Annotated in this window: 10 protein-coding genes and 1 pseudogene; 5 read left to right on the top strand and 6 right to left on the bottom strand. The window is 65.5% G+C overall.

Annotation, left to right across the window (positions count from 1 at the left end; translation table 11 throughout):
• Positions 1-56 precede the first annotated feature (56 nt).
• Both BCF44_RS40650 and BCF44_RS40645 read right to left on the bottom strand, forming a co-directional pair.
• Positions 57-245 carry a hypothetical protein gene (locus tag BCF44_RS40650; protein ID WP_116179831.1) on the bottom strand — a complete coding sequence of 63 codons (189 nt, stop codon included), beginning with the start codon at positions 243-245 and terminating at the stop codon, positions 57-59.
• An 80-nt stretch (positions 246-325) separates the two neighbouring features.
• Positions 326-1,630 carry a serine hydrolase domain-containing protein gene (locus BCF44_RS40645; protein WP_116179830.1) on the bottom strand — a complete coding sequence of 435 codons (1,305 nt, stop codon included), beginning with the start codon at positions 1,628-1,630 and terminating at the stop codon, positions 326-328.
• A 411-nt stretch (positions 1,631-2,041) separates the two neighbouring features.
• On the opposite strand from BCF44_RS40645, the gene BCF44_RS40640 reads away from it, so the two are divergent.
• From BCF44_RS40640 to BCF44_RS40630, 3 genes are all read left to right on the top strand, one after another.
• Positions 2,042-2,983, top strand: coding sequence for a ParB/RepB/Spo0J family partition protein (locus BCF44_RS40640; RefSeq protein WP_170218020.1), 942 nt, complete (start codon positions 2,042-2,044; stop codon positions 2,981-2,983).
• A gap of 702 nt (positions 2,984-3,685) precedes the next feature.
• On the top strand, positions 3,686-5,758 hold the full coding sequence (locus tag BCF44_RS40635; RefSeq protein WP_170218019.1) for a YcaO-like family protein: 2,073 nt from the start codon (positions 3,686-3,688) through the stop codon (positions 5,756-5,758).
• A gap of 26 nt (positions 5,759-5,784) precedes the next feature.
• Entirely contained in the window at positions 5,785-7,026 is a 1,242-nt protein-coding gene (locus BCF44_RS40630) for an MFS transporter (protein WP_116179827.1), read from the top strand.
• 369 nt (positions 7,027-7,395) lie between these two features.
• On the opposite strand, the pseudogene BCF44_RS40625 reads toward BCF44_RS40630, so the two are convergent.
• The 4 genes and pseudogenes from BCF44_RS40625 to BCF44_RS40610 all read right to left on the bottom strand — a co-directional run.
• A pseudogene (locus BCF44_RS40625) lies at positions 7,396-8,187 on the bottom strand (transposase family protein); the annotation flags it as partial.
• Between the two features lie 312 nt (positions 8,188-8,499).
• A complete protein-coding gene (locus tag BCF44_RS40620; RefSeq protein ID WP_116179826.1) occupies positions 8,500-9,921 on the bottom strand; it encodes a tyrosine-type recombinase/integrase in 1,422 nt (473 codons plus the stop codon).
• 259 nt (positions 9,922-10,180) lie between these two features.
• On the bottom strand, positions 10,181-11,335 hold the full coding sequence (locus tag BCF44_RS40615; protein WP_170218018.1) for an FAD-dependent monooxygenase: 1,155 nt from the start codon (positions 11,333-11,335) through the stop codon (positions 10,181-10,183).
• 288 nt (positions 11,336-11,623) lie between these two features.
• Positions 11,624-13,510, bottom strand: coding sequence for a tachylectin-related carbohydrate-binding protein (locus tag BCF44_RS40610; RefSeq protein ID WP_281283199.1), 1,887 nt, complete (start codon positions 13,508-13,510; stop codon positions 11,624-11,626).
• A 324-nt stretch (positions 13,511-13,834) separates the two neighbouring features.
• Between BCF44_RS40610 and BCF44_RS40605 the strand changes: the two genes are divergently transcribed.
• Together BCF44_RS40605 and BCF44_RS54920 are read left to right on the top strand one after the other, a co-directional pair.
• Positions 13,835-23,524, top strand: coding sequence for a polymorphic toxin-type HINT domain-containing protein (locus tag BCF44_RS40605; protein ID WP_147328822.1), 9,690 nt, complete (start codon positions 13,835-13,837; stop codon positions 23,522-23,524).
• A complete protein-coding gene (locus BCF44_RS54920; RefSeq protein ID WP_147328821.1) occupies positions 23,521-23,955 on the top strand; it encodes a hypothetical protein in 435 nt (144 codons plus the stop codon). The genes BCF44_RS40605 and BCF44_RS54920 overlap by 4 nt, the downstream gene beginning before the upstream one ends.
• The last annotated feature ends 28 nt before the right edge of the window (positions 23,956-23,983 follow it).

Below are 23,983 nucleotides of genomic sequence, written 5' to 3'. Positions count from 1 at the left end.
GAAGTGTCCTTCCTCGAACGCTGCGGGCGATCGAGGAAGGACACCTCCGCTCCGGTTCAGTGGTGTCCGCCCAGCGCTGGTTCCTCGATGTGGGTACCGGCGTTCGGCTGGTACGTGGTGGCGACGTAGCTGTTCACCGACCGGTGCAGATCCGGGGCCGCGACGCTGCTCGTTCCGCTCACGCCGACGGCGAGCACGGCGACGGCGGCGGCGATCACCAGGCCGCCCAGTACTGAACGCTTCATGACCTATCCCCCCAGGGACAATATCCGCAATTGATGGATTCCGGGGCAGCGTAGCGCACGACGTCCGGATTGAGGAGTCCTCAGCGGACCTGTGTAAGCCGGTAGACGGTGCACCACCACAGCGGGTAGTTCAGGGTACAGGCGCGTTCGGGCCCACCGTCGTGGAACGTGAGGGTTATGTCGGGATCGTCCTGTGCGACATAGGTTGTCTGATCGACGGGCGCCATGCGGTGACGGCGGCCGAGGAAGGAGACGATCAGGAGCCCCGATTCGGCAGTGATGTCGAGCCGATAGTCCGTGTCGGCGTAGACCCCAGCGCGCGCGTCCACAGTGGATTGCGGCAGCGGGATCGCGCACCGTAGCACCGGCGGTTGGTCGAGAGCGGCGTCGATCAGCCGTCGCGCGAAGTTCGTGCAGGGGAACCGTCCCAGGTTGGTCAACAGGACGATGCCGAGGTCATCGTCGGGCAGTCGCACGTAGAGGCTGGTGTAACCGGGAATGCCGCCGCCGTGGTAGATCAGCCGGTGGCCACGGTAGGTGCCCAGCCGCCATCCGAGGCCGTACCCCTCCCGTCGTCCCGTGGTGAGTTGGACCGGGCTGAACAGGCGACACTGTAGGTCGGCGTCGGCGATCGATTCCGTGCGCAGCGCCCGGTCGAACCGGAGCAAGTCCGCCAGCGTGGATCCGATTCGGCCGGCTCCGCCGGTCAGGGCGATGTTGAAGTAGGCCGCCTCGCTGAAGTTGTCGGAGTCGCCAATGTAGCCGCGCGCGTGATCCGTCGTGGTGGAGGTGTGATTCACCAGGTAGGAATGGTGCATTTTGGCTGGGGTGAAGACACGTTCGGCCAGAATCGCGCCGAAGGGCGTGCCTGTGACATGTTCGGCGATCATGTCCAGCAGGCGGTAGCCGGAGTTACTGTATCCGTAGCGCGAGCCTGGTTCGAAATCCAACTCCCGATCGGCGAAGCAGGCTAGCAGATCGGCGTCGGTGCGGCGGCTGTCCGATATAATTTCGGCGTAGCTGGGCTGAGCGATGTAATTGGGGATTCCCGATGTGTGGGTCAGCAGGTGTCGGACTGTAACCCGCGCGGCGTGCGCCGGATAACCTGGCAGGTAGTCGCGGATCGGAGCGTCCACGTCGAGCAATCCATCCCGTTCCAGCAGCATGATGACCAGGGCGGTGAAGGGCTTGGTCACCGAGGCCAGTCGGAACACGGTCGTTGGCTGCACCGGCTGCCGTCGCGCCAGGTCCGCGAGGCCGAAGCACCTGGTAAACAATGGTTCACCGGCGTGGGTCAGGGCCAGGGCGGCTCCAGGCACCTGGCCGCGCAGGTGCTGGTCGAGTACGTCCTCGACGCGCGCGGTATCAATCATGGGTGACGACATGTCCCTAGGTTAGGCCGTCACCGTTGGTAGAATTAGTCGACGGCGAAAATGGTCACCACATGTAGTGGCTGTGGTGATCTTGGTGGTGTCTCGGGTGTCGAGTAGTCGACCGATACCGAGCGAGTAGTCCGCCCCGAAAGCCTGGTGTTGCGAAACAAGGATGAGGTGTCGAAAATGTGGGACGCGATAGCACGCCAGAGGGGAGCGTGCTGCCGTGATCGCGGCACTCGATAACGCTGTGATTGTCGCCCGGACCTTACTAGAGTAGACGGTAGATGTCGTGCCGGTAGCGCTGGCGGGCAGTCTTCAACTGATGTCCGCCGGCGCGAGTGCACGGCTTACGTACGGCATCTGGGGGATGTTTTGTTCGAATATCGTTCGCAGCCCGTGGTGGCTGACGGGAACCGAAAAGTGGTCGATCTGGCGTCGGTCGTCCAGTCGACGAGGATCACTGAGGTCGCCATCGATGCTCTGCGGCCGGCGGATTCGCTGCGGTCGGCCGGTGTGGACGCGGAGCACGTGCAGTTGCTCGCCCAGATGGACGGGAACCTGCCGCCGATCTGTGTGCACCGCGAGACCATGCGTGTCGTCGATGGGATGCACCGGCTGCACGCTGCCATGCTGCGTGGGGACAGCACCGTCGACGTCGTTTTCTTCGACGGTGATGAGACCGCGGCGCTGTTGCTGGCGGTCGAGGCGAACACAACCCACGGCCTGCCGCTGACGCTCGCTGACCGGCAGGCCGCCGCGGAGCGCATCATCGCGGCCTGTCCGGCGATGTCGGACCGGGCGATTGCGGCCACTGCGGGATTGTCGCCGAAGACCATCGGCGCGATCCGTAACCGCACCTCGGCCGGTGCATCTCAGACTGACGTACGGATCGGCCTGGACGGGCGGCGGCGGATGGTGAGTGGCGCTGAAGGTCGGCAGGCCGCCCAGCGAATCCTCGCCGAGTCCCCGAACGCGTCGCTGCGCGAAGTCGCCAAGGCGGCCGGGATCTCGCCCAATACCGTGCGGCGGGTGCGTGCGCAGATGAGCGAGGAGTCCGCGGGCGGCCGGTCCATACGGGTCGGCCGCCCCCGGACCAGTAGCGTGTCGACCGGCGGCTGCAAGGACCTGCCTGTGGTACTCGGCGAACTGCAGCGGGATCCGTCGCTGCGGCTGACGGAGACCGGCCGATCGCTTCTGCGCTGGCTCATGGCACACCGCATCGAGGAGCGCGAGTGGCAGACCGTTGTCGGCAGTGTGCCGCCGCATTGCGCCGAGGTCGTCTCCGAGGTCGCACGGCGCTATGCCGACAGCTGGCGGCGGCTAGCCGAGGAGCTCGCCGACTCCACGAGCGCCACCGCCTGATTCGGGATTCACGGTTGTGCAACTGAAGAAAAGACTCAGTTGCACAACCGTGCGGCCAGCCAGGAGGGGCGGATTGATTTTCTCGGTCACCGTTCAGGCGGATGCTTGACGACCCATCGCGTGTCTGCTTGAATTTGAAAGTCAGCCGATCGCATTCGGTGAGCAACTAGGGATTCGTGAAAACGGGGGGATTTGCCCGCTGTCTGACGATGTTGGACGGTCACGAACTCTGGGATGATACCCGTTCTTTCGGTTGCCCGAATTTGGGTTGCTCAAAGATCGGACATCAGCTGTTCTGTCAAACTATGAGCACATGGAGATGACATGATCGAGAAGATCGAGACCGCAGAGCTGACCAACGAGATCCTGGCGCCGAACGGGAACCACCACCCGACGCCGGCGGCCACGTTCAGCTGGGATTTCTGATTGCGGACACTCGGAGTTGATTCTCTGAGGAGTCGCTAGTTAGCTGTCGGGAACCCCGGGGATCGCAGGCGTCTCTTGCAGTCCGCGCAGCCGCGGGGTTCTCGACGCTCGTTTTTCGCAAACACAACGGTGAGGGTGAGCATGGTAGCGCCAACTGAAGCTGAAGCGGGCCAGATATTCTTTGTCGATGCGGATGTGCGCCCTCTCGCTGATGACGCGTGCCTGCTAACCACGCCGACTGGGGTCAAATATCGCATAGCAGGATCTGCCGAGGTCGTGGCGAAATACCTGACGGGGCTGGAGGCGGGAGATCGAAGCGGCGACGGGACACCCGCAGATCTCGACGAAATCATCGAGGAACTCCTCGGCGCCGGCGTGCTCACACGATCAGAACCATCTGCGCGGAGTTGGCACCGGTCGCGCTTCCCGTCGGCAGAGGACCAGCGCTCGCCGCGCCTGCTGATCACTGGCGATCAAGAACTTGTCGCCATGGCTAGCCAGCTATCGATCCCTTCGGTCGAGGTTTGGGACGGCCTGGCCCACGGCCGCGAGAAGAGCTCGGCCAGAGCTGTCGTCGTTGGACTGTTCGGCGAGTGCTCGGATGACGTCATCTCCGACTTTGAACGCGCTTGTGTCGAGCAAGGCCTGCCGGCAGTGCATTTGCACCTCGAACAAGGGAAGGCGTGGTGTGGTCCTGTCATCGCGCCCGGCATGACGGAGATGACCTGGGAGGACGTCACCGGCCGACGGCTCACGACCTCACCTGACCCCACGGTGTACCAGGCGCAGCGGCAGAACCCGACTCTTGCCTGCAGTCGACCACCGGTCGGCGAGACCGCCTGGATGATCTCCACCTTCCTGACCATGGCTGAACGCTGGGTTCGCGGAGTTCCCACCCCGCTGGTCGGCGGCGTGGTCACGCTGGATCCCATCAGCCTGACCGTGACGCCGCACCCTGTCCTCCCTCTCCCGCATAAGACGGGCGGTGGCGCGGCCGCGTTCGACGAGCGATCCTTGATCGACGCCGAGACGGGCATCGTGCTACGGACCCGGAATGTCACGCATCATCCCGATATCCCGTCTATCTTGCACACAGTTCAGTCGGATGTCGCTCAGATGAAGCGGCTGTACTCTTTCGCGAACAACACCGTCTGTCAGGGCAGTGCATTCAATGACAGCAAATCTGCGCGCGGGGCAGCTATCGGCGAAGCGGTCGAACGCTACTGTGCAAACTGGGTGCAGGACGACAGCATTCGGGCGGCGTCATATTTCGAGATCGTCAAGTCAGGCGACGTGGCACTTGATCCGAATCGAGTCGTCCTCTATTCCGATCAGCAGTACGCAGCACGCGGTTTTCCCTTCGTCAAATTCACCCATGATCTGGACACTCACTGGGTGAAGGGACACTCAGTGACCCGGGACCGTGACGTGTGGGTTCCGGCGAGCCTCGTCTATGTCAACTGGTACACCGGGAAGTACGCCGACGCCCCGAAGACGAACCTGATGTCCTATCCGGGAATATCGGCTGGCATGGACATCGAGTCGGCCATGGTGAACGCGATCGAGGAGATCGTCGAGCGCGATGCGACGATGGTGTGGTGGCACAACCGCCAGCCGCTGCCAGGCATCATCCCCTCGCCCGAGCTGACCTTGCTGTGGCAGAATTCTCCCGCTCAGAAGGCCTGGGCAGTCCATTTGGACAACCGCTTCGGCATTCCCGTCATCGCCGGTCTTGTGGAGCATCCCGAGCTGCAGCTGTTCAACATCGGGTTCGCGTGTCGGCCCGACCCCGAACAGGCCGTCATGAAGGCGTGGACCGAAGCTCTCACGCTGCAGGACGGCAGCCGTGACCTGCTGGTTGAGGACAGCAGGTACGCTCAGGCGGTGCGCCGGGGAGAGCTCGCGGAGGTCATGAAGCCCTACCGAGCCGACCGCCGCTACTTGGACGTCTACCGCGGCGACTTCCGTGATTGCAACGACCTCATGGCTCAGCAGCAGGTTCACCTGGACCCCCGGGCACACGACTTGGTCCGCTCCTGGACCGACGTGCCGGCAACTCGCGCGTTGGACGATCTGCCTCGCCTTCCGGATCGGCGACTCTCCACCTACCTCGATATCCTCCACAGCCACGGCTTGGAAGTAATTCATGTGGATGTCACCACGCCGGACGTGCGGGCAACCGGTATGCGTGTGGTGCGGGTGCTGATTCCTGGCCTCGCGCCCAACGCGCCTGCGGCATTCCCGTTCCTGGGTAACCGCAGGATCCAGGACGAGGCTGTGCACCTGGGCTGGCGAACGACCCCGCTGGCCGAAGAAGACCTGAACTACGTCCCTCTCCCGCACGCCTGAGGCATACTGATCATGGAGATCTCCACGTGAGCACCGAGACCACCGCGGACCCGCCTCAGGGCGGTCTGAGCGGGCGCAGCGAGGCCGTCCTGCTGGCGGGCATGACGGTCAGCGCGATCGGCACCGGAGTGACCGAGATCGCCATACCGCTGTTCGTCTACGGAACGTCCGGCAGTGTTTCCGGCACCGCCGCTGTCTTCATCGCTCTGGCTCTTCCCCAGCTGATGCTGGCGCCGTTCGCAGGGGCACTCGCCGACCGCACCAACCGGCACGCACTCGCGGTCGGTTCCTACATTCTGTCCGCTGCGCTGCTCGCGGGCCTTGCGTTCAGTGGCCCGCTCGCCGTGGTGGTCACCTGCGCGGTTCTCGCGCAGGTTGTGGGAACCGTGAGCGGACCGGCTGTGCAAGCTGCGCTCCCTGCGCTGGCCGGCGACGGTTACCAGCGGCTGATCGGCCGCCGCACCGGCCTGATGTTCACCGCCCAAGCCATCGGACCGGCGCTCGGCGGGGCGTTGACCGGCCTGATCGGGGCCCGCCACGCCGTTCTCGTCGACGCCGGCTCGTTTCTCGTCATCGCCGCAGCGCTCAGTAGCATCCGGCATTTCGACCCGCAGTGGCGTGAGCGACGGGCGCAGGCGGTGAGCAGTTCGGTCCTTGCCAGCATTCGCGATGGCCTGCGCGCGACCCGTGCCAGCGTGACGGCCTCGCGCCTGTTCCTGTATTGGGGGATCAGCCTGGCCGCACTCCCGATCGCACTGCTTGCCGCCATCCCCTATCTGCGCGACACGCTAGGCGTGTCGAGTTTGCAGTATGGCGTCGCGGTGACCTGCTACGCGGTCGGCAGCATCATCGGCAGTCTCGTGTGCGGCCATCTGAACTTCCACCGCCGGCGCCGCGGCTGGCTGCTCGGCAGCGGCCTCGTCTACGGCGTGGTCAACCTGGTGATGCCGCTGAGCCCCGGCTATGTCGTCTTCTGTGTTCTGTGGTTTGTCTGGGGTCTGTCCTACGGCCCGGAGGAGGTCCTGACTCAGCTCCTGTTCGCGGAAGCCATCGAGGACGATCTCCGCGGCCGGCTGTACAGCTTCATGGGCGTCGTCTTCGCGGCGGCAACTGTCCTGGGCTACGCCGTAGCCGGCGGCATCACCCAAGTCCTCGGCGCGAGCTGGGCCATGGCTCTGGCGGGAGTCATCTTCATTGCTGCCTCCGTCTTCTCCTTCAGCACGGGTCCGTTGGCTCGATCCCTGCGAGCCACCGAAACAGCTGGATAACGTCACTGCTCCAACCTGACGGGTCCGCAGCTGAGATCTTCGGGGCCGACGACGCTACTGCGGTCCTTCAACGCGGCCATGGGAAAGCCGGGCGCATGGGTTCCACCCATCGTCGATCACACCGCACCGCCAGGGCCGTGAGCCCGCCGCCGGCTACTACGGACGCCTGCGACTTCGACACTTTCGCCCGCATTGTTCTCGGCCCGTTTGGCCTGGTGGCGACCGCCGCTTCGGCGCCACGCTCGACATCGCGGGTCGCTTCGATGCTGTGGTCGGAGGACCCTGTGGCGCAACGGATGTGCGGCTGGGTCCCGGGTCTTCACACTGGATCGTCTGGAGCAAAACTGGAGCAGGGATGTGTGTTGAACCTGCGGCTTTGACGATGTCGCCGATCTTGCGCGGGCTAGCGGTGATATGACGTAGGGCCCGCCAGCGTCCGGTCAGTAGGGCGAAGCCGCGTTCGCCCAGGCAGCGCAGACCGCGGAGCAGGGTGTCGTAGGTGCGGTTGTCGACCGCGAGCGCGTGGCCGTCGCCGAGGTGCTTGACCGGGGTGAATACGCCGATGCCGGCGGTGACGTAACCGGCGTCGGCCAGGGTGGGCAGTCCGAGTTGGGACGCGGCCCAGTACAAGGCGCCGAGAACATGTTTGCGTGCTGAGAGCATGTCGTTGACCGAGCCGGGTTCGACGTCGCTGACCCAGAGCGGGAAACCGTTCGGCGCTGTCAGGGCTTGGATGTTGCCGCCGTGGCGGTGGGCTTTGCCGGAGTACCAGCGGTCGATGACCGTGTGTTTTTTGCTGAGGGCGGGCTCGCCGTAGCGGTCGGCGGGGAAGATCTTGCCGTCGAGGATGACGTGGGTCGCGCCCTGGTTTTTGGCGTGTCGTAGGGCGTCGTGCAGGTTCGGGGCGTGGTCGGCGAGCACGGTGATGATCTCGTCGAGGTAGCGGTAGGCGGTGGCGCGGGCGATGCCGTGGTCGCGGGCCGGCGTGGTGACGTCGGTGTTGTGACGGAACCAGCGCAGCCCGAGTACTGCCTGCCAGAAGCAGGTCAGGGCTCTGGCGTGGGTGCGGGTGCCGCGTCGGCGGCGTTCGGCGCGCAGCAGGTGGCCGAGGTAGCGGGCGAGATCGTGGGGGACGTCGAGTGTGGCACGATAGGTGATCACGGGGAGCCTTCTGGCTCGGACTTGATCTTCGCAAATCCAGTCCTACCAAGGGCTCCCCGGCCTTCTGCCAGGGTCATTAGCCCGTTGACGATCTATCTGCCTGTCAGGCTTGGGTGCGTCTGTTTAGCTCTCGACGTACGGATCTTGATGAGATCACCACATTGAACCGTACTGTACGGCGCTCAAGTGCAGTGACTGCAACGGGTTTGACGTGGCGATTCTCTGTTTCTGCAGGTCGGAGGCGCTGTCTACTGTGGTCGCGCTGGCAGTGTGAGGGTCAGGGGTTCGAGTCCCCTCAGCTCCACAATTTGATTAAAGCCTTTCGATCCAGGTCTTACCTGGTCGGAGGGCTTTTCTTATGCGAGCAATGATCGCGACCTGGTGCGGGCGGTGATCGCTGGGTTGCATCATGGTGGAGGAATTCGGGAGGACGCAGGCCTCCCGAATGCTTGTCACGGCTGGGTTCTTCGTCGTGGTGAGCAGGGGCCGGCTGTGTGTGCTGTTTGTGCGCGGGGTGCTGCGCCGCGCCGGACGCGTGTGGTGTGCACCGGCTGCCGAGCTGCGACGGGGTCGGTTGTCGGTGGGGCGTCGGGTGTGGGTGGCGTTGTGCCAGCGTTGTTCGAGTCCGCGTAGGAGGCGGGTTTCGATTTCGGGGGCGACGTGGCTGTAGGTTTCGACGAGTCGGTTGGACAGGTGGTGGCCGAGTCGTTTGGCTTGCGCGATTTCAGGGATGCCGTCGGTGATCATCCAGGTTTTGTGGCTGTGCCGTAGTCCGTGGAAGGTCAGTCCTGGTTGGACGGGTTCGGTGTGGATGCTGGCGTTGGGGTGGTCTCGGTTGCCGTCGACGGCGGGGCGGAACACGCGGCGGTGGAAGTCGCTGCGCCGCAGGGGATAGCCGAGTGGGCTGGTGAAAACGAACTGGCCCGTGTGTCGGGCGAGGTGCTCGCGCAGGAGTTCGACCAGGAACGGTGGTAGTGGAATGGTGCGCGCTGAGGACGGTGTTTTGGGTGGGCCGAGCCAGAGCGTGTGGGCGGACTCGTGCAGGGCCCCTATCTTGTCATCAATGACGATCACGCGGCGGATGAGGTCGACGTTGTGTGGTTGCAGTCCGGCCATTTCGCCCCAGCGGCAGCCGGTCCAGGCGGTGGTGATGACCAACAGCTTCGCGTCGGGTCCGCCGAGCATGCCGGCCTGCTCGGCGGCGCGCAGCACCTTCTCGGGTGTGGTCCAGACGCGTTCGGTGGGTGGGTGTGGTCGGTTGCAGCGGCGTCCGCGGCGGGGGCGTCGGCGGACGGGGTTGGCGGGGATGAGGTGTTGGTCGACGGCGTCGTCCATGAGCATGGCGAATACGCAGACGACGCAGTTGACGGTGGAGGCTGCGAGGTGGTGGCGGAGTTGTTTGATCCATGCGGTGACGTCGAGGGCGGTGATCTCGCCGAGGCTGCTGGTGCCCCAGTGGGGCAGGATGTGGTTGGTGAGGTAGCTGCGGTAGTTGTCGATGGTGCGGGGATCGACGTCCAGGGTGGGGAACCACTGCGCGGTCCAGTCGGCGACGGTGATGCGGGAGTCGGTGGGGTCGATCCAGATGCCGCGGCGCTGGTCGGTCTCGAGGTCGTTGGCGTAGGCGTCGGCGGCTTTCTTGGTGCGGAATCCGGACATGGAGCCGGTTCCGCCGGTCTTTTTGGGGTAGCGGACTCGCCAGCTGTTCTTACCCGTTTTCTCGACCCATGCCATGACGTCCTCCCGGGTCTGCGGACGGCTGTGTGAACAGACCCCGTAGTGCACCTTGATCCCGGTAGGTGCAACTCGATCACCGTGCAAGCCCCGTCAGGAAACGAGCCGCGAGTGGGCATGCGGTGTTTTGCTGGTTAGCGCGGCGTGCCTGGCTGGTGGGCCGACAAGGGCCGGTGCGTCAACCGCACTGAGCGTGGCCAGCGGTAGCGCCCCCATGGCGATGGCCTTTTGGGGGCGGATCAGCGTATGCGGCAGGTACTCATCGCGGCTTGGCGACGGCGGTGATCGGCTCGTCCCACTCAATCTTGTGCTCGTACAGGAAGGTGCGCCTGTTGGGGTTGGAGTAGGCCTTGGCCTCGTGGAGGTTGCTCACACGTGTCTGCGTCAGGACCAGCAGCTGCTGGAGGCGGTCGGCTCGTAGCTGGTGGTACGTGTAGAACGCGTCGCCGAGGTTTCCGATATCGCGCAAGCACTTGGCCAGAATGACGCCGTCCTCCAGGGCGACTGAGGCGCCCTGGCCGGCGGACGGCCCAACTGCGTGTGCCGCGTCGCCGACCAGCACCATCGACCCTGAATGCCAGGCTGGTAGGGGTGACGCCAAGTGGTAGATGCTGAGCACCAGCACGCGATCCTGGCGGGCGCTGACCACGCTGAGTGGAACCTTGCCAGGATCAACGGAGAATCGGTCGATGAGTTCCGCTATCCACCGTTGCTGATCTTGGGTGTCGGCCTTGTCGAGTGGGTTACCGGGGATGGTGGCGCCCCAGTAGGTCTCTCCGCTGGGGGAGGTGACATAGACGAGGCGGCCGCGACTGCCGGTGATCAAGCGGAACGTGTTGTCGACGCGGGGGATGTTGGGATCTCGGCTGTACCCGTAGACCAAGTTGGAGCCGGTGTGGGTCGGAGACGCGTTCGGCGCGATGATGCGCCTCGTTGCCGACCAAATCCCGTCTGCGCCTATCAGCAGGTCGCCTTCAGCCTGGGTGCCGTCGGCGAATGTGGCGACCATGCCGCCGGTCTCGGTCTCGTGGGCGGAGACGAACGTCTTGCCGTGCTCGATCTGGCCGCCACGGCGTAGCAGTTCGTTCTGCAGGGCGCGGTAGAGAGCAGCGCGTGTGAGAGTTCGGGGACCGTCTGGGTCGGGGGTGCCCATCGGGCCGCCCGTGAATACTGTGTCGTCAGGGCCCATGTGTTGAGCGTGGGTGGTGCGAAAAGATGCGTTGTTCACCGCGTGGTGGGCGTCGATGGCGCGAAGTGCGTCCATGCCGTTATTCAGGACGAGAAGGAAGGCGCCGACGTCGTCGCCGCCCTGCGGGTACGCCTCGTAGACGGTGGAGGTCATTCCTGCCTTGTGGAGTGCCATGGCTGTTGTGGTGCCGGCAATGCCGGCGCCGATGATGAGTGCGTGTGCCACTGGGATTTGGATCCATTCCGTTCGGGGTCGCGGCTGAGTGAGACCAGGGCGGCAGCGTCGGCGTCCAAATCGGCTTTTTCGGGGTGGCGAGGCGGATGGCGGTCTGTGGCACGGCTGATGGAGTTCACCAAGTCCACTTCGGGCACCCCGCAGAGGAACGCGACTTCGCCGGAGGGGCCACGCTACCGTGTCCCAGATCTGTTGGTGCGGAGGCATCGTTGTCGGCTTCCTGGAGGCCAACCACCGAGTGCCGGTCGGGCTCGGTCACCCGAGCCCGACCAGCGGCGGTCAGCGTTTCGGCGCCGGCAGGGGGCCGCCGACGAACGACGGTGCAGCCGTGGTGATCGTGGCGCGGGCTTGTGGGCTGTTCGGCACGGCGCGGAAAAGCAGCGTGCGGTCGTTGGCATCGCGGAACACAACCACCCAGGTCCCGGTGGTCAGCAGGGCGCTCGACGGGTCGGAAGCCGCCTTGTCCAGCGGGTCAACTGCTGACCAGGCGCGGAAGGCGGGGTTGCCGACGGCGATCTGACCGGTGTCGTAGATGTGGCCGTCGCTGCTCTTGACGACGACCTCCACGGTGCCGCTGGTGGTGACCAATGCCGAGGGTGCCCCGGCAGCGGTCAGGCCGGGGATGATGGTCCACGTGGTGGGCCAGCTGAGGTCGGCGTTCTGCTTGATAGTTCGCACCGTGTTATCGCTGGCGTCGAGAGCGAACACCTGGGCCGTGCCGTCACTGCGAACCACTACAGATGGCACGGCAGCGGCTAACGTGCCTGAGGTGAGGCCGGTCAGTGTCGTCCACGCGCTGACCGTGGTGCCGGTGACGGTGGCGGTGTTGAGCCGGTTGTTGGCGTCCAAGGCGAAGAGTCGAGTCGCGTTGCCTTGGACGACAGCGGTGAGCGTGCCCTTCATGCCCGTGCTCTTCACTTTGAGCCACGCGGTGAGGTCGCCGTTCTTGACGTACTGCGGCCGATACCAGAGGTTGCCCTGGGCGTCCAGGCCGTACGCGACGAGCGTGTTGTCGGGCTTGCGGACGATGGCCGGCTCGGCCGGGAAGTAGCCGCCGGCCGGGGACAGCGATGACCAGACCCCGCCGACGCCGGGCTGTGTCGCGTTGCGGGTCTCGCTGTCGGTGCCGAGCGCGAGGACTTGGGCGCCGCCGTTGTCGTTGAGTCCGGCGGCCACCCGTCCGGTGAAGGAGCCGGTGCCGGCGAGCGTGCTGAACTGGGCGGTGCTGTTGTCGGAGATGTTGCTCTGGTCGATGGTGACGACGGTGCCGTCCTTGCCGACGTAGTAGTACTCCAAGCGGCCGTTGGCGTTGGGCAGCAGCGTGGCCGCAACTCCGCTGGTCGGCGTGACTTGTGCCTTGGGCGGCAGGCTCATCGGGGTGGCGCAGGTGTTGGACGTCGAGGTGATCAGCCAGCTGGGGTCCCAACCCCAGTCGATGTCGTTGCCAACGGTCCCGCCGTTGGTGGCGTTGTCGTAGTTGTACCAGTAGAGATCTCCGTGCGAGTCGGTGACGTGGCCGTAGAGGATGTCGCCGCCGGGGGAGAACATGCCGCTGTAGATGTTCCAGCCGTAGCTGACGTCCTTTTGTCTTTGCAGCCAGCGTTGTGAGTTGGCGTCGTATTGGTAGCGGTAGAGCTCGCCGTTGTTGAGGCTGGGGTTGCGGGCGAAGAGCACGCCGGGGCCGGCGGCCAGGATGAGGTCGTAGTTGCCCCAGTTCGTGTCGATCTCGTGCCTGACGATCTGGCCGGCGGCCGGGTCGTAGTGGTCGACGTAGAGATTGCCGTCGCTGGGCACTTCGTAGATGTCGCCGCGGGAGTCGACGGTGATGCGGTTGTGGTAGGTGGGGTTGTCCCAGTTGGTCCAGCCCTGCCCGATCACCTGGTAGGGGTCCCAGCCGGTGCCGTTCCAGTGGTAGCGGCGGAATTCGCCGGCGGGCTGGATGTTGTAGACGTCGCCGTTCGGGCCGCCCATCATGGTGCCGCCGTTGGGGCCGCCGACCTCGCCCAGATTGGTCATACCTGCCGTGCCGCCAACCGGATCAGTGTGGTTGTAACGGCGGGTGGAACCGTCGGGAAGTGCGGCGAAAATCTGCGTCGGGCCCGTGCACGTCGTTGTCGTGTCCGCGTGCGCAATAGACAAAATGGAAGTCGGTACGACGGCAGACATTGTTGCAGTGGCGACGAGAACGGCCGCGGAATATCTGAGGCGGTGTGTTCTCAATGTTCCCCCTGGATGGTGTTTTACCTGGTGGGCGGCCCCGAGTCGGGTGGCCGAGGCGGACCGTACCGGACAGTTGTGACGTTCCCGTGACGCCGCCTGGCGACTGTTTGCGTTACGTAATAAGCGTCCCAACGGGCTAACCGATTGCATCTTGACCGCCTGTCAAAGGCGTGTTAGGCGTGATTTCACCTTGCCTTTACCGGCCTTGTTGCCTCATCCTGTCCCGTGCGCCGTCTCGCGCGGCGGACACATTCAAGGGGGAGATTTTCCGTGGCATCTGCCGGTGACCGGCGCGCCCACGTGCGGCGCACTCGTGTCGTGATCAACATGCTCGTGGTGATCCTGGTGGTCGCAGTGTTCGGGCCCACCGCCGCCCGGGTCACGCCGCCGCTGTTCGGCGACCTGCACGAACTCGCGGACGCGCTGTCCCTGGCCCCGAAGCAACGCTCGGGCTCGGCGGACGACCCCGCGACCCGGCAACCTGGCGAGCACGACCACATCGTGGCCACCACCGCCGGCAACCAACAGACCGCCCGCGGTTCGCACGCCGACTACCCGGCGATCAAGTTCCCAGCTGCCAGGCCGAAGGCCAACACCGCCAGCGCCGCCGTCGGGAAGACCTCGGTGCATGGCTTCGATCCGGCCAGCAGTGAGGAAGTCCCGGCCCAGCGCGGTCGATACGCGAGCACGTACCGCAACACCGACGGCACACAGACCACGGAGTTCAGCAAGGACCCGGTCAACTACCGCAAGCCGGACGGCAGTTGGGGGTCGATCGACACCAGCCTGGTGCCCGACGGCAGCGGCTGGCGCAACGCCGCCGACGAGGTGTCGTCGCGTTTCGCCGGTCACGCCGGCGGCAGCGGCATGGTCAGCTTCGGGTTGGACGGCGACCACGTGTTCGGTTACGGCCTCGATGGCGCGCAGCCGGTGGCCGGTCAGGCGCAGGGCAGCACGGTCACCTACCGCGGCGTGCTCGCGGACACCGATCTACGGCTGGACGTGCAGCCCGGCGGCGTCAAGGAATCGCTGGTGCTGGCTTCGCGCAACGCGCCGCACAGCTTCTTGTTCCCGTTGCAGCTCAAGGGTTTGACAGCCAAGCTGGTCGACGGGCGGGTCGCGCTGGTCGACGCCGCCGGCAAGGAGCGGGCCAGTGTCCCGGCCGGCTCGATGTCGGATACCAGCCGCAACCCGCACACCGGCGACCCCGCCACCTCCACCGGCGTCAGCTACCACCTGGTGCCGGGCGGACTGCGCGTGGACCTGGACCAGAACTGGCTCAACGACCCCGCCCGGCAGTACCCGGTGGTGGTCGACCCGTCGGTGGCCAGCCCGAACGCCAGCGCGTCGATGTATGTGCAGAACGGTGTCCAGAACGACGGCGGCACCGAGCTGAAGACCGGTTTCGACGGCGCCGACAACATCCACGCCGCCACGTACCTGAAGTTCGACGGCATCGAGAACAGCCTGCACAACGAGAAGATCTTCGGCGCGCAGCTGTACCTGGTGAACGACTGGTCCTGGTCCTGCCAGCCACGTCCGGTCACGGTGCACGCGGTGACCTCGCCCTGGGGCAACAACCCCAGCTACGGCCCGGAGCTGTCCGAGGCATCCTTCGCACACGGCTACATCGCGTCAGGACACACCAGCTCCGACTGCCCGGTGGCCGGCGAGGGCATCGACCTCGGCCCGTCGGGCCGCGACGTCGTGCAGGCCTGGGTCGACGGCACGATGCCCAACTACGGACTGACCGTGCGGGGGTCGGACACCGACAGCTACGGCTGGAAGAAGTTCACCGGCGCGCGAACCGCCAACCCACCCAAGCTGTTCGTCACGCACACGCCGTTCAACGCCGACTACGACATCACCCAGCCGATCCCGAACCCGCCGATCACCCGCAACGAGAGCGGCCAGATCAAGGTCACCGTCACCAACCGCGGCGTCGACACCTGGACCCCCGACACCTACGCGCTGGGCTACCGCGCCTACACCAGCGACGGACAGGCGGTCGCATCCAAGGAAGCCGCACAGCTGCCCGGCACTGTCGCACACGGCCAGTCCGTAAGCCTGGACGCCACCATCCTGCCGCTGGACCCGGGCGACTACTACCTCGACTTCAGCATGCTCAAAGAGGGCGGCCCATTCTTCACCGACGAACAGATCCCGCCGGCGCGGCTCGTGCTGCGGGTATACAACATCCCGCCGGTCATCACCGCCCAATACCCGCCCAACGGCTACTCCGCCCCCACACTGACCCCGCAACTGTGGGCCGACGCCGTGAAGGTCGACGCACCACCGGACAGCTCGCTGCAATACCGGTTCGAGGTCTGCGAGCAGGACAGCGGCGGCAACCCGGTCAACTGCTTCGACTCCGGGCACATCCCGGATGACAGATGGACCGTGCCGGCCGGAAAACTGGTGTGGAGCAAGACGTACGTGTGGCGGGCCTTCGCGTTCGACGGCACCGACGAAAGTCAGAAACTGCCCTACAGTGCGCTGCTGACGGCGGTGCCTCAGCCCGAGATCACCGCCCACCTCGGCAACGCCCCGTACAGTACCGACAGCAACGACTTCGACCCACAGGTCGGCAACTTCTACCGCAGCGCGCTGGACGCCGCACTGGCCTTCGGCGGCCCGTCGATCTCCGTCGCCCGCACGTACAACAGCCTGGATCCGCGGCGTACCAACGCCTTCGGCGAGGGCTGGGCGACGCAGTACGACATGTCCGTGGTGCCGGACAACGACGGCTCCGGCAATGTGGTGGTCACCTACCCCGACGGGCAGCAGGTACGGTTCGGCCTCAACCCGGACGGCACGTACGCACCGCCGGAGGGCCGCTACGCCTCGCTGACCCACCCCAGCGCGACCGTATGGGACCTCGTCGACAAGTCCGCCACCAAGTACGAGTTCGTGAACAACCAGCTGTCCACGATCGCCGACGCCCAGGGCCGCGCGATCGTCTTCACCTACAGCGGCGGCAAGCTCGCCGCGGTGCGCCGCCTGTCGCAGCCGCTCGGCCTGAGCTTCACCTGGACGGGGTCGCACGTCACCGCGGTCACCATCGAGCAGGCCAGTGGCACGGCGCCGACGTGGCAGTACACCTACGACGGCGACAAGCTGACCAAAGTCTGCGACCCGCTGTCCGACTGCACCACCTACAACTATGAGGCCGGCTCGCACTACCGGAGCGCGGTCGCGGACGGCAAGCCCGACTCGTACTGGCGCCTGGGCGACAGCTCCGGCCCGGACGCCAAGAGCGAGGTCGGCGTCAACCTGGGCGCGGACAAGGGCACCTACAAAGACGTCATCCTCGGCATCGCTGGGCCTGTCACCGGCTCGACCGCCGCCACGTTCAACGGCACATCCTCGATGGTCACGCTGCCCGACGGCACCCTGCGCAAGGACCGCAACCTCGCCGTGTCGCTGTGGTTCCGGACAACCAAGTCGGGACCATTGGTCGCCTACCAGAACCAAGCCCTGGGCGGAGGCACCGCGCCGACGGCCGCCGTGCCAATGCTGTACGTCGGCACGGACGGCAAGCTGCGCGGGCAGCTGTGGACCGGCACGGTCGCGCCGATCACCACCGGCGGGACCGTCAACGACGGCAAGTGGCACCAGGTCGTGCTCACCGGCGCGATGACCACGCAGTCCATGTACCTTGACGGCCAGATCGTCGGCTCGCTCGCCGGCACCATCGACGCCGCCGACATGGCCAACAACCAGCTCGGCGCCGACTTCATCGTCAAATCAGGCTCCTGGCCGGGCATCACCGGCGGCCAACGGCAGTACTACAGCGGCGATCTCGCCGAGGTCGCGTTCTACGAGCACCCGCTCGGACAGCCGGCCGTGGCGGCACAGTTCGCGGCGGCCGCCGGCAGCGACGAACTCGACAAGATCACCCTGCCCAGCGGGAAGGTCGGCGCGGCGGCGACCTACGACGTCAGCCACGACCGCGTGCACCAGTACACCGACGAGAACGGCGGCGTGTGGACGCTGGCGCTGCCCACCACCACCGGTTCCGCGGAGAACCCGATCAAGGTTGCCTCGGTGAGTGACCCGGCCGGTCGGCCGCACGAGTACGACTACGACCCGCTGCGCGGCCGCATCGTGCGATCCATCGCGCCGCTGGGCGTGGGCGTGCGCCCGGAGGACACGCCGGGCAGCACCACCACCACGACCACTGCGACACCCACAACCACCTGCACCACTCCCACCAACGGGGGCCCGATCTTCTGCGGTGGCCCAGTCGGCGGAGATCCGACATGGGTCGGCGGCCCGGTCGACGGGCAGGGGGTGCGCAGCTACTCCTACGACTCGAGCGGCTTCCAGAACACCATCACCGACGAGAACGGCGACCAGGTCACCCTCGCCTACGACAAGCGCGGCAACGTCGTCTCCAAGAAGACCTGCCGCACCACCCAGACCGACTGCCAGACCTCCTACATCGACTACTACCTCAACGCCGACAGCGCTACCGACCCCCGCAACGACAAGCCGGTCGCGACCCGGGACGGGCGGTCGGCGAACGCGACCGACACCACCTACCAGACGTCCTTGTCCTACACCGCAACCGGTCTGCTCGACACCCAGACCACCGCCGACGGCGGCAAGGTCAAGCACACCTACACCACCGGGCACGAGGGCATCAACCCATCCACGGGGATGTCCGGCACGACACCCAGCGCGTGCCCCTGCGTGCCCGCCGGTCTGGTCATGACCTCGACTGACGCCATGGGCGCGGTGACGACGTTCAACTACTTCGTCGACGGCACACTCGCCCAGGCCACCAGCCCGACTGGCCTGGTCACGAAGTACACCTACGACAGCCAGGGCCGAGTGCTGACCCAGACCCAGGTCTCGGACAGCCAGCCCGCCGGCGTCACCACGCAGTTCACCTACGACGTGCTGTCCCGCCTCAGCACGGTGACGCAACCCGCTACCACCGACGCCGTCACCGGGGTCAAGCACACCGCCCGCGCCACCAGCACCTACGACGCTGACGGCAACATCACCAAGACCGAGGTCACCGATCTCACCGGGGGCGACAAGCCGCGCGCGGTCACCGACGAGTTCGACTCACACAACCTGCTCAGCAAGCAGACAGACGCGCTGGGCAACGTGACAAGCTACGGACACGACGCCTTCGGCAACCGTGTGTGGATGGTTGATCCAGCCGGCACCAAGACCAAGTACCTCTACACGGCGCGCAACCAGGTGGCCGAAGTGGTGCTCGTCGGCTGGACGGGCGCGGCGCTGAGCGGTGTGTCCGGCAGCGGCGGCGACGGCACCGGCGACACCTCGCCCAAGGACGACCTGCCGCTCCATTCGTACGCCTACGACCTCGGCGGCCGCCTGGTGCGTGACACCGATGCCATGGGGCGCACCACGAAGTACACGTACTACAACGACGATCTGGTGCACCAGGTCATCCAGGTGGGCTTCCGCAACCCGAACAACACCACTCGCGACATCGTGCTGCACGACTACAGCTACGACGCCGCCGGCAAGGTGGTCAAGGACGTCGCCGGGGGCGGCGGTGCCACCACCGCAACCACCTATGACGCGGTCGGGCGCATCACCACCACGACCGTCGACCCGACCGGCCTGGCTCGCAAGACGAGCTACAAATACAACCTCAACGGCGCCGTGACCAGCGTGACCCGCACCGGCAACAGTTCGAACATCGGCGCGTTCATGCCTTCCACCACCGAGGTCGTCGACTACGGCTACGACGCCGCCGGCCGGCAGACAAGCCAAGGGGTGCATAACGATTCCACCACGCTGACCACGTCGTACTCGTACGACCAGCGCGGCCTGGTGACCGCCACGACCGACCCCCGGGGCAACGTCGCCAACGCCGACCGCACCGCGTTCACCACCAACTTCCAGTACGACGAACTCGGCCGTAAGGTTGGCTTGACGCTGCCGCCGGTGGCCGTGGAGTCCAACGGCAGCCAGCCCAGCATGCAGCGGCCGGCCACGACTGTCGGCCTCGACACCTTTGGCGACCAGGTGGCGACCAAGGACCCGGTCGGCAACGTCAGCCGCATCGAGTACGACCAGGACGGCCGGCCGGTGAACCAGATCGCGCCGAGCTACACCGCGCCCGGTACGACCACCGCGATCACACCGACCATGACGTCGGCCTACGACTCGCTTGGCCACGTCGTCGCGCAGACGGATCCGCGCGGCAACGTCATCAAGTACGCCTACGACCAGCTCGGGCGGCTCGTGCGCTCCGAGGAACCCGGCTCGCGGGTGTCGGTGTTCCAGTACGACAACGACGGCGAGGTGCTGCAGAGCACCGTGCCTGGCGGCGCGACCACCACGGCCACGTACGACGACCTCGGCCGGATGGCCACCGCCACGCAGGTGGAGCGGACTCCCCAACCCGCTGCCTACACGACGACCTACGGCTACGACGACCTTGGGCACCAGGTCGCCCTGACCACACCGGCCGGTGAGAAGGTCACCGCGACGTTCGACGGGGCCGGCGAGCAGACCAGCACCACCGACGCCGCCGGCGTGACCACCCAGTACGGCTACGACCTGGCCGGGCGCACCGTGCTGGTGTCCGACGCGTTGGGCCGCAACCACTGGACGAAGTACGACCCGGCCGGACGGGCAGTGTCTACTTCGGACTGGAAGGGGACTAGCGCCGATCTGCGTGACACGTCGGCGGCCTACGACCCGGCCGGCAACCTGCTGTCGGCCACAGACGCCCTCAACCACACCACCACGTTCTCGTACAACGCGATCGACCAGGTCGTGCAGCAGACCGAGCCAGTGTCCGACACGAAGTCAGTGACCACCTCGTACGGCTACGACCCGGCGGGCCGGCAGTCGCGCCTCACCGATGGCCGCGGTAACTCGACCATCACCACATACAACAGTCTCGGGCTGAAGGAATCCGTCACCGAGCCCGCGACCGCGACGGAGCCCGCGGCGACGTGGAAGGCAGGCTACGACGCCGCCGGCAACGTCGTCGGCGTTACCGCACCTGGTGGCGTAGCCACCACCAGCACGTTCGACGAGCTCAACCGGATGGTGAAGCAGACCGGCAGCGGCGCCGAGGCAGCGACCACCGACCGCACGCTCGGCTACGACGCCGCTGGCCGGCTGAACTCGGTCTCGGCGCCCAGCGGTGCGATCACCGTCGGCTACGACGACCGAGGCGACGTCCTGTCGACCACGGGCAGCGGCGCGGACTCGACGTTCACTTATGACTCTGACGGCCGCATGTCCACTAGGACCGACGCCGCCGGAAAGGCCGTCTACCACTACGCGAATGGCCGCATGGCTTCCGTCCAGGACGGCATCACCGGCGTCGCGCAGACCGCGCACTACAACGCCACCGGCGACGTCGACGGCGTCGCCTATTCTTCTGGGCAATCGCGTAGCTACACGTACGACGACCTGGGGCGGCTCGCCTCCGACACGACCAAGACCGCCGCCGGCTCGGTGACCGCGTCCGTCAGCTACGGCTACGACGCCGCCAACAACCTCACCGAGAAGGACACCGCCGGCACCGCCGGCGCCGGCACGAACAGCTACAGCTACGACTACGCCGGCCGGATGGTGTCGTGGACAGCCGGCGGCAAGACGACCGCGTACGCCTGGGACGACGCGGGCAACCGGGTGCAGGCCGGCGCCAAGACCGCCAGCTACGACCAGCGCAACCGGCTGCTCTCCGACGGCGACTACACCTATACGTACACGCCGCGCGGCACCATGGCGTCACGGACCAGCTCCGGCCTGACCGAGAAGATGTCCTTCGACGCCTTCGATCGCATGGTCGGCGACGGCTCGTCGAGCTACACCTACGACGGACTCGACCGGCTCGCGGTCCGCAATGGACAGACGTTCAGCTATTCCGGGCTGGCTGACCAGATCTCCGGTGACGGCGCCACCACATACAGCCGCGCGCCCGGCGGCGAGCTGTTGGCGACCGGCAACGGGAACGACAAGCAGCTCACCATCTCCGACAAGCATGACGACGTGATCGCCGGGTTCGCGCCCGGCGACGGCAACACCGGGCTGTCACACTCCGCCGCGTACGACCCGTTCGGTCAGGTGACCGCCACCTCCGGCACCCAGCAGTCGATCGGGTTCCAGGGCGCCTACACCGATCCCGACACCGCCCAGGTGCACATGGGCGCGCGCTGGTACAACCCGTCCACCGGCAGCTTCGACTCCCGCGACAGCATCCAGGTCGCCAGCAGCCCCAACCGCTACGCCTATGCCGCCGGTGCACCGACGAACCACACCGATCCCTCCGGCCACTGCATTGAGCCAATTACTGCTATGGTGTGCATCGCTGGAGCGGTTGTTTTAATTGCGGTTGTAGCCGAATCGTTAGCTTCGCACACGGCGTCTCAGCAAGGCTACAGTTTCGCGCGGAAAAATGCGTTCCTTGGTGTGTGCAGCTTTGGTTGTAGTGCTGGTCCTCAAAAGCCGCCCAGTATTGGCAATGGGCCGTCGGGCAGCGGGAGCAACGGCGGTGGCGGAGGTACTGGTGGTTGTTCGGGCAATGCGTGTGCCTATGGGCCCGCGCCCGCGCCACCTGATCCCGCAATCGCCGCGCGACAGGCACAGCAGCAGGCCGCCCAGAACAACCCGATACCGGTGCCTCAGGCGCTGACGGCACCGCACTATGCCCAGCAGGGGCCGCCGGTCTCCTCCTCGTCGTCGCTGCCTGCGAATCAGGTCGCATCGTCCTCGAACGTCATTGCGGACAACGCCAACCAGATGCAGCAGTTGCAGCAGGATGTCACCGGTGACAAGCCGGTGATCCAGACGGTCAAGGGTGCCGGTCCGTCCGACGTCACGCCCACGAGCTGCACTTCGTGTGGCGGCGGTACCCCGAAGCCGACAGATCAGCTCAAGTCTGCTGGGCACACTTTGCTCGATTTCCTGGGCATGTTTCCCGTGATTGGACAGATCGCCAGTGCCGTCAATGCGGTGTGGTACGCGGTGGACGGTGACTATGAGGATGCCCTTTGGTCGGCGCTTGGCGTGATCCCGTTCGGTGGAGAACTCGCAGATGGGGCGAAACTGCTGGGCAAGGCAGGCACTGCTGTTGCTGAAGACATCGGCAAGGGGCTAGCCAGAACTGCGGAAGACGCGGGCGAAGGCATCGCCAAGAGGGTGGAAGAGTCTTGCCTAGGCGGTGCCAATAGCTTCGCCGACGACACCAGAGTCGAGATGGCGGACGGGTCGACTGAGCGGATCGATTCTCTCCAGGTCGGCGACCGGGTTCGAGCTACCGACCCCACCACCGGCAAGACCGCCGACGAACCTGTCACCGACGTCATCGTCGGCCAAGGCCTCAAGCACCTCGTCGACGTCGCCGTCACCGACAACGGCAAGTCCGACTCCGTCACCAGCACCGACAATCATCCCTTCTGGGTGGTGGACTTCAGCCGGTGGGTGAACGCCAGTCAGCTCAAGGCCGGTGAGCACCTGCTCACCGACGACGGCCGGACTGTCGTCGTCAGGAGCCTGCATACACACGACGAGACGACCCGCGTCTACAACCTCACCGTCGACACCCAGCACACGTACTATGTCCTGGCTGGCAACACGCCGGTGCTAGTACACAACAACGATTACCTGGAAGGGTGCGGCGTAAATGTCACTTCACGCACCGTGACGAACTCTGCCGGTCAGCAAGTGGAACGGAATACGGTGCAGAATGAGGATGACCTCCTTGCTGTCGCTGATCATCTCGCTGGTGGAGGTCTTGACAATTTCGTTGAACGGAAGCCGAACTTCTGGCGAGGGCAACTTCCTGATGGCACGCACCGGGATATTGAATTCAATCTCGATGGCCACGACTTTCCGCCGGAGGGGCCGCACGTCAAATTGTCCGAACTGGTGGACAATAGTCTCGGCTCTACCAAGGGGAATCCTTGGCGGACTGTGTTGAAGGTCTTCATTGAGGGGCGCGAGGAGCGATGACATCAATAAAGCGTCACGTGAATTGGGGCTTCGCGGAAGGCGTGCTCGCTGCGGTCCTGCCTGGCTCGACGGCATACGATCACGATCGAATCGTTGGTATATCGAGAGAGGCTTGGGAGTCGTTTGATATTGAGCGGCGCGATGCGGACGCTATTGAGGACGACTTTCTGTCGCGGTGTGTCGAACTTGAGGGTCCTCTAATCGTCGTCAATAGTACAAGCTTCGATTCCGATCAAGGTCCGTTCTTTGTGGATGCGGTCGACCTGGCTGAATTTGTGAAGACGTTCCATGTTCGAGTGCGGGATTATTTTATGTACGCCAGTGTATTCGTCGTCTCGCCAGCTACAGGAATAGTGATCGTTGTTCAAGATGACGGCTATATCGCTTCGGTGCGGGGGCGGCGGTTGCTGACGGTGTTGCCGGGTGCATAACTCGGGAGTGGTGGCATCTTTCAGTGGC

This window comes from Kutzneria buriramensis, from assembly GCF_003387475.1.
GTDB classification, from domain to species: Bacteria; Actinomycetota; Actinomycetes; order Mycobacteriales; family Pseudonocardiaceae; genus Kutzneria; species Kutzneria buriramensis.
Note: the sequence above shows the minus strand (reverse complement) of the source record. Positions and strands in the feature narration are given on the sequence as shown.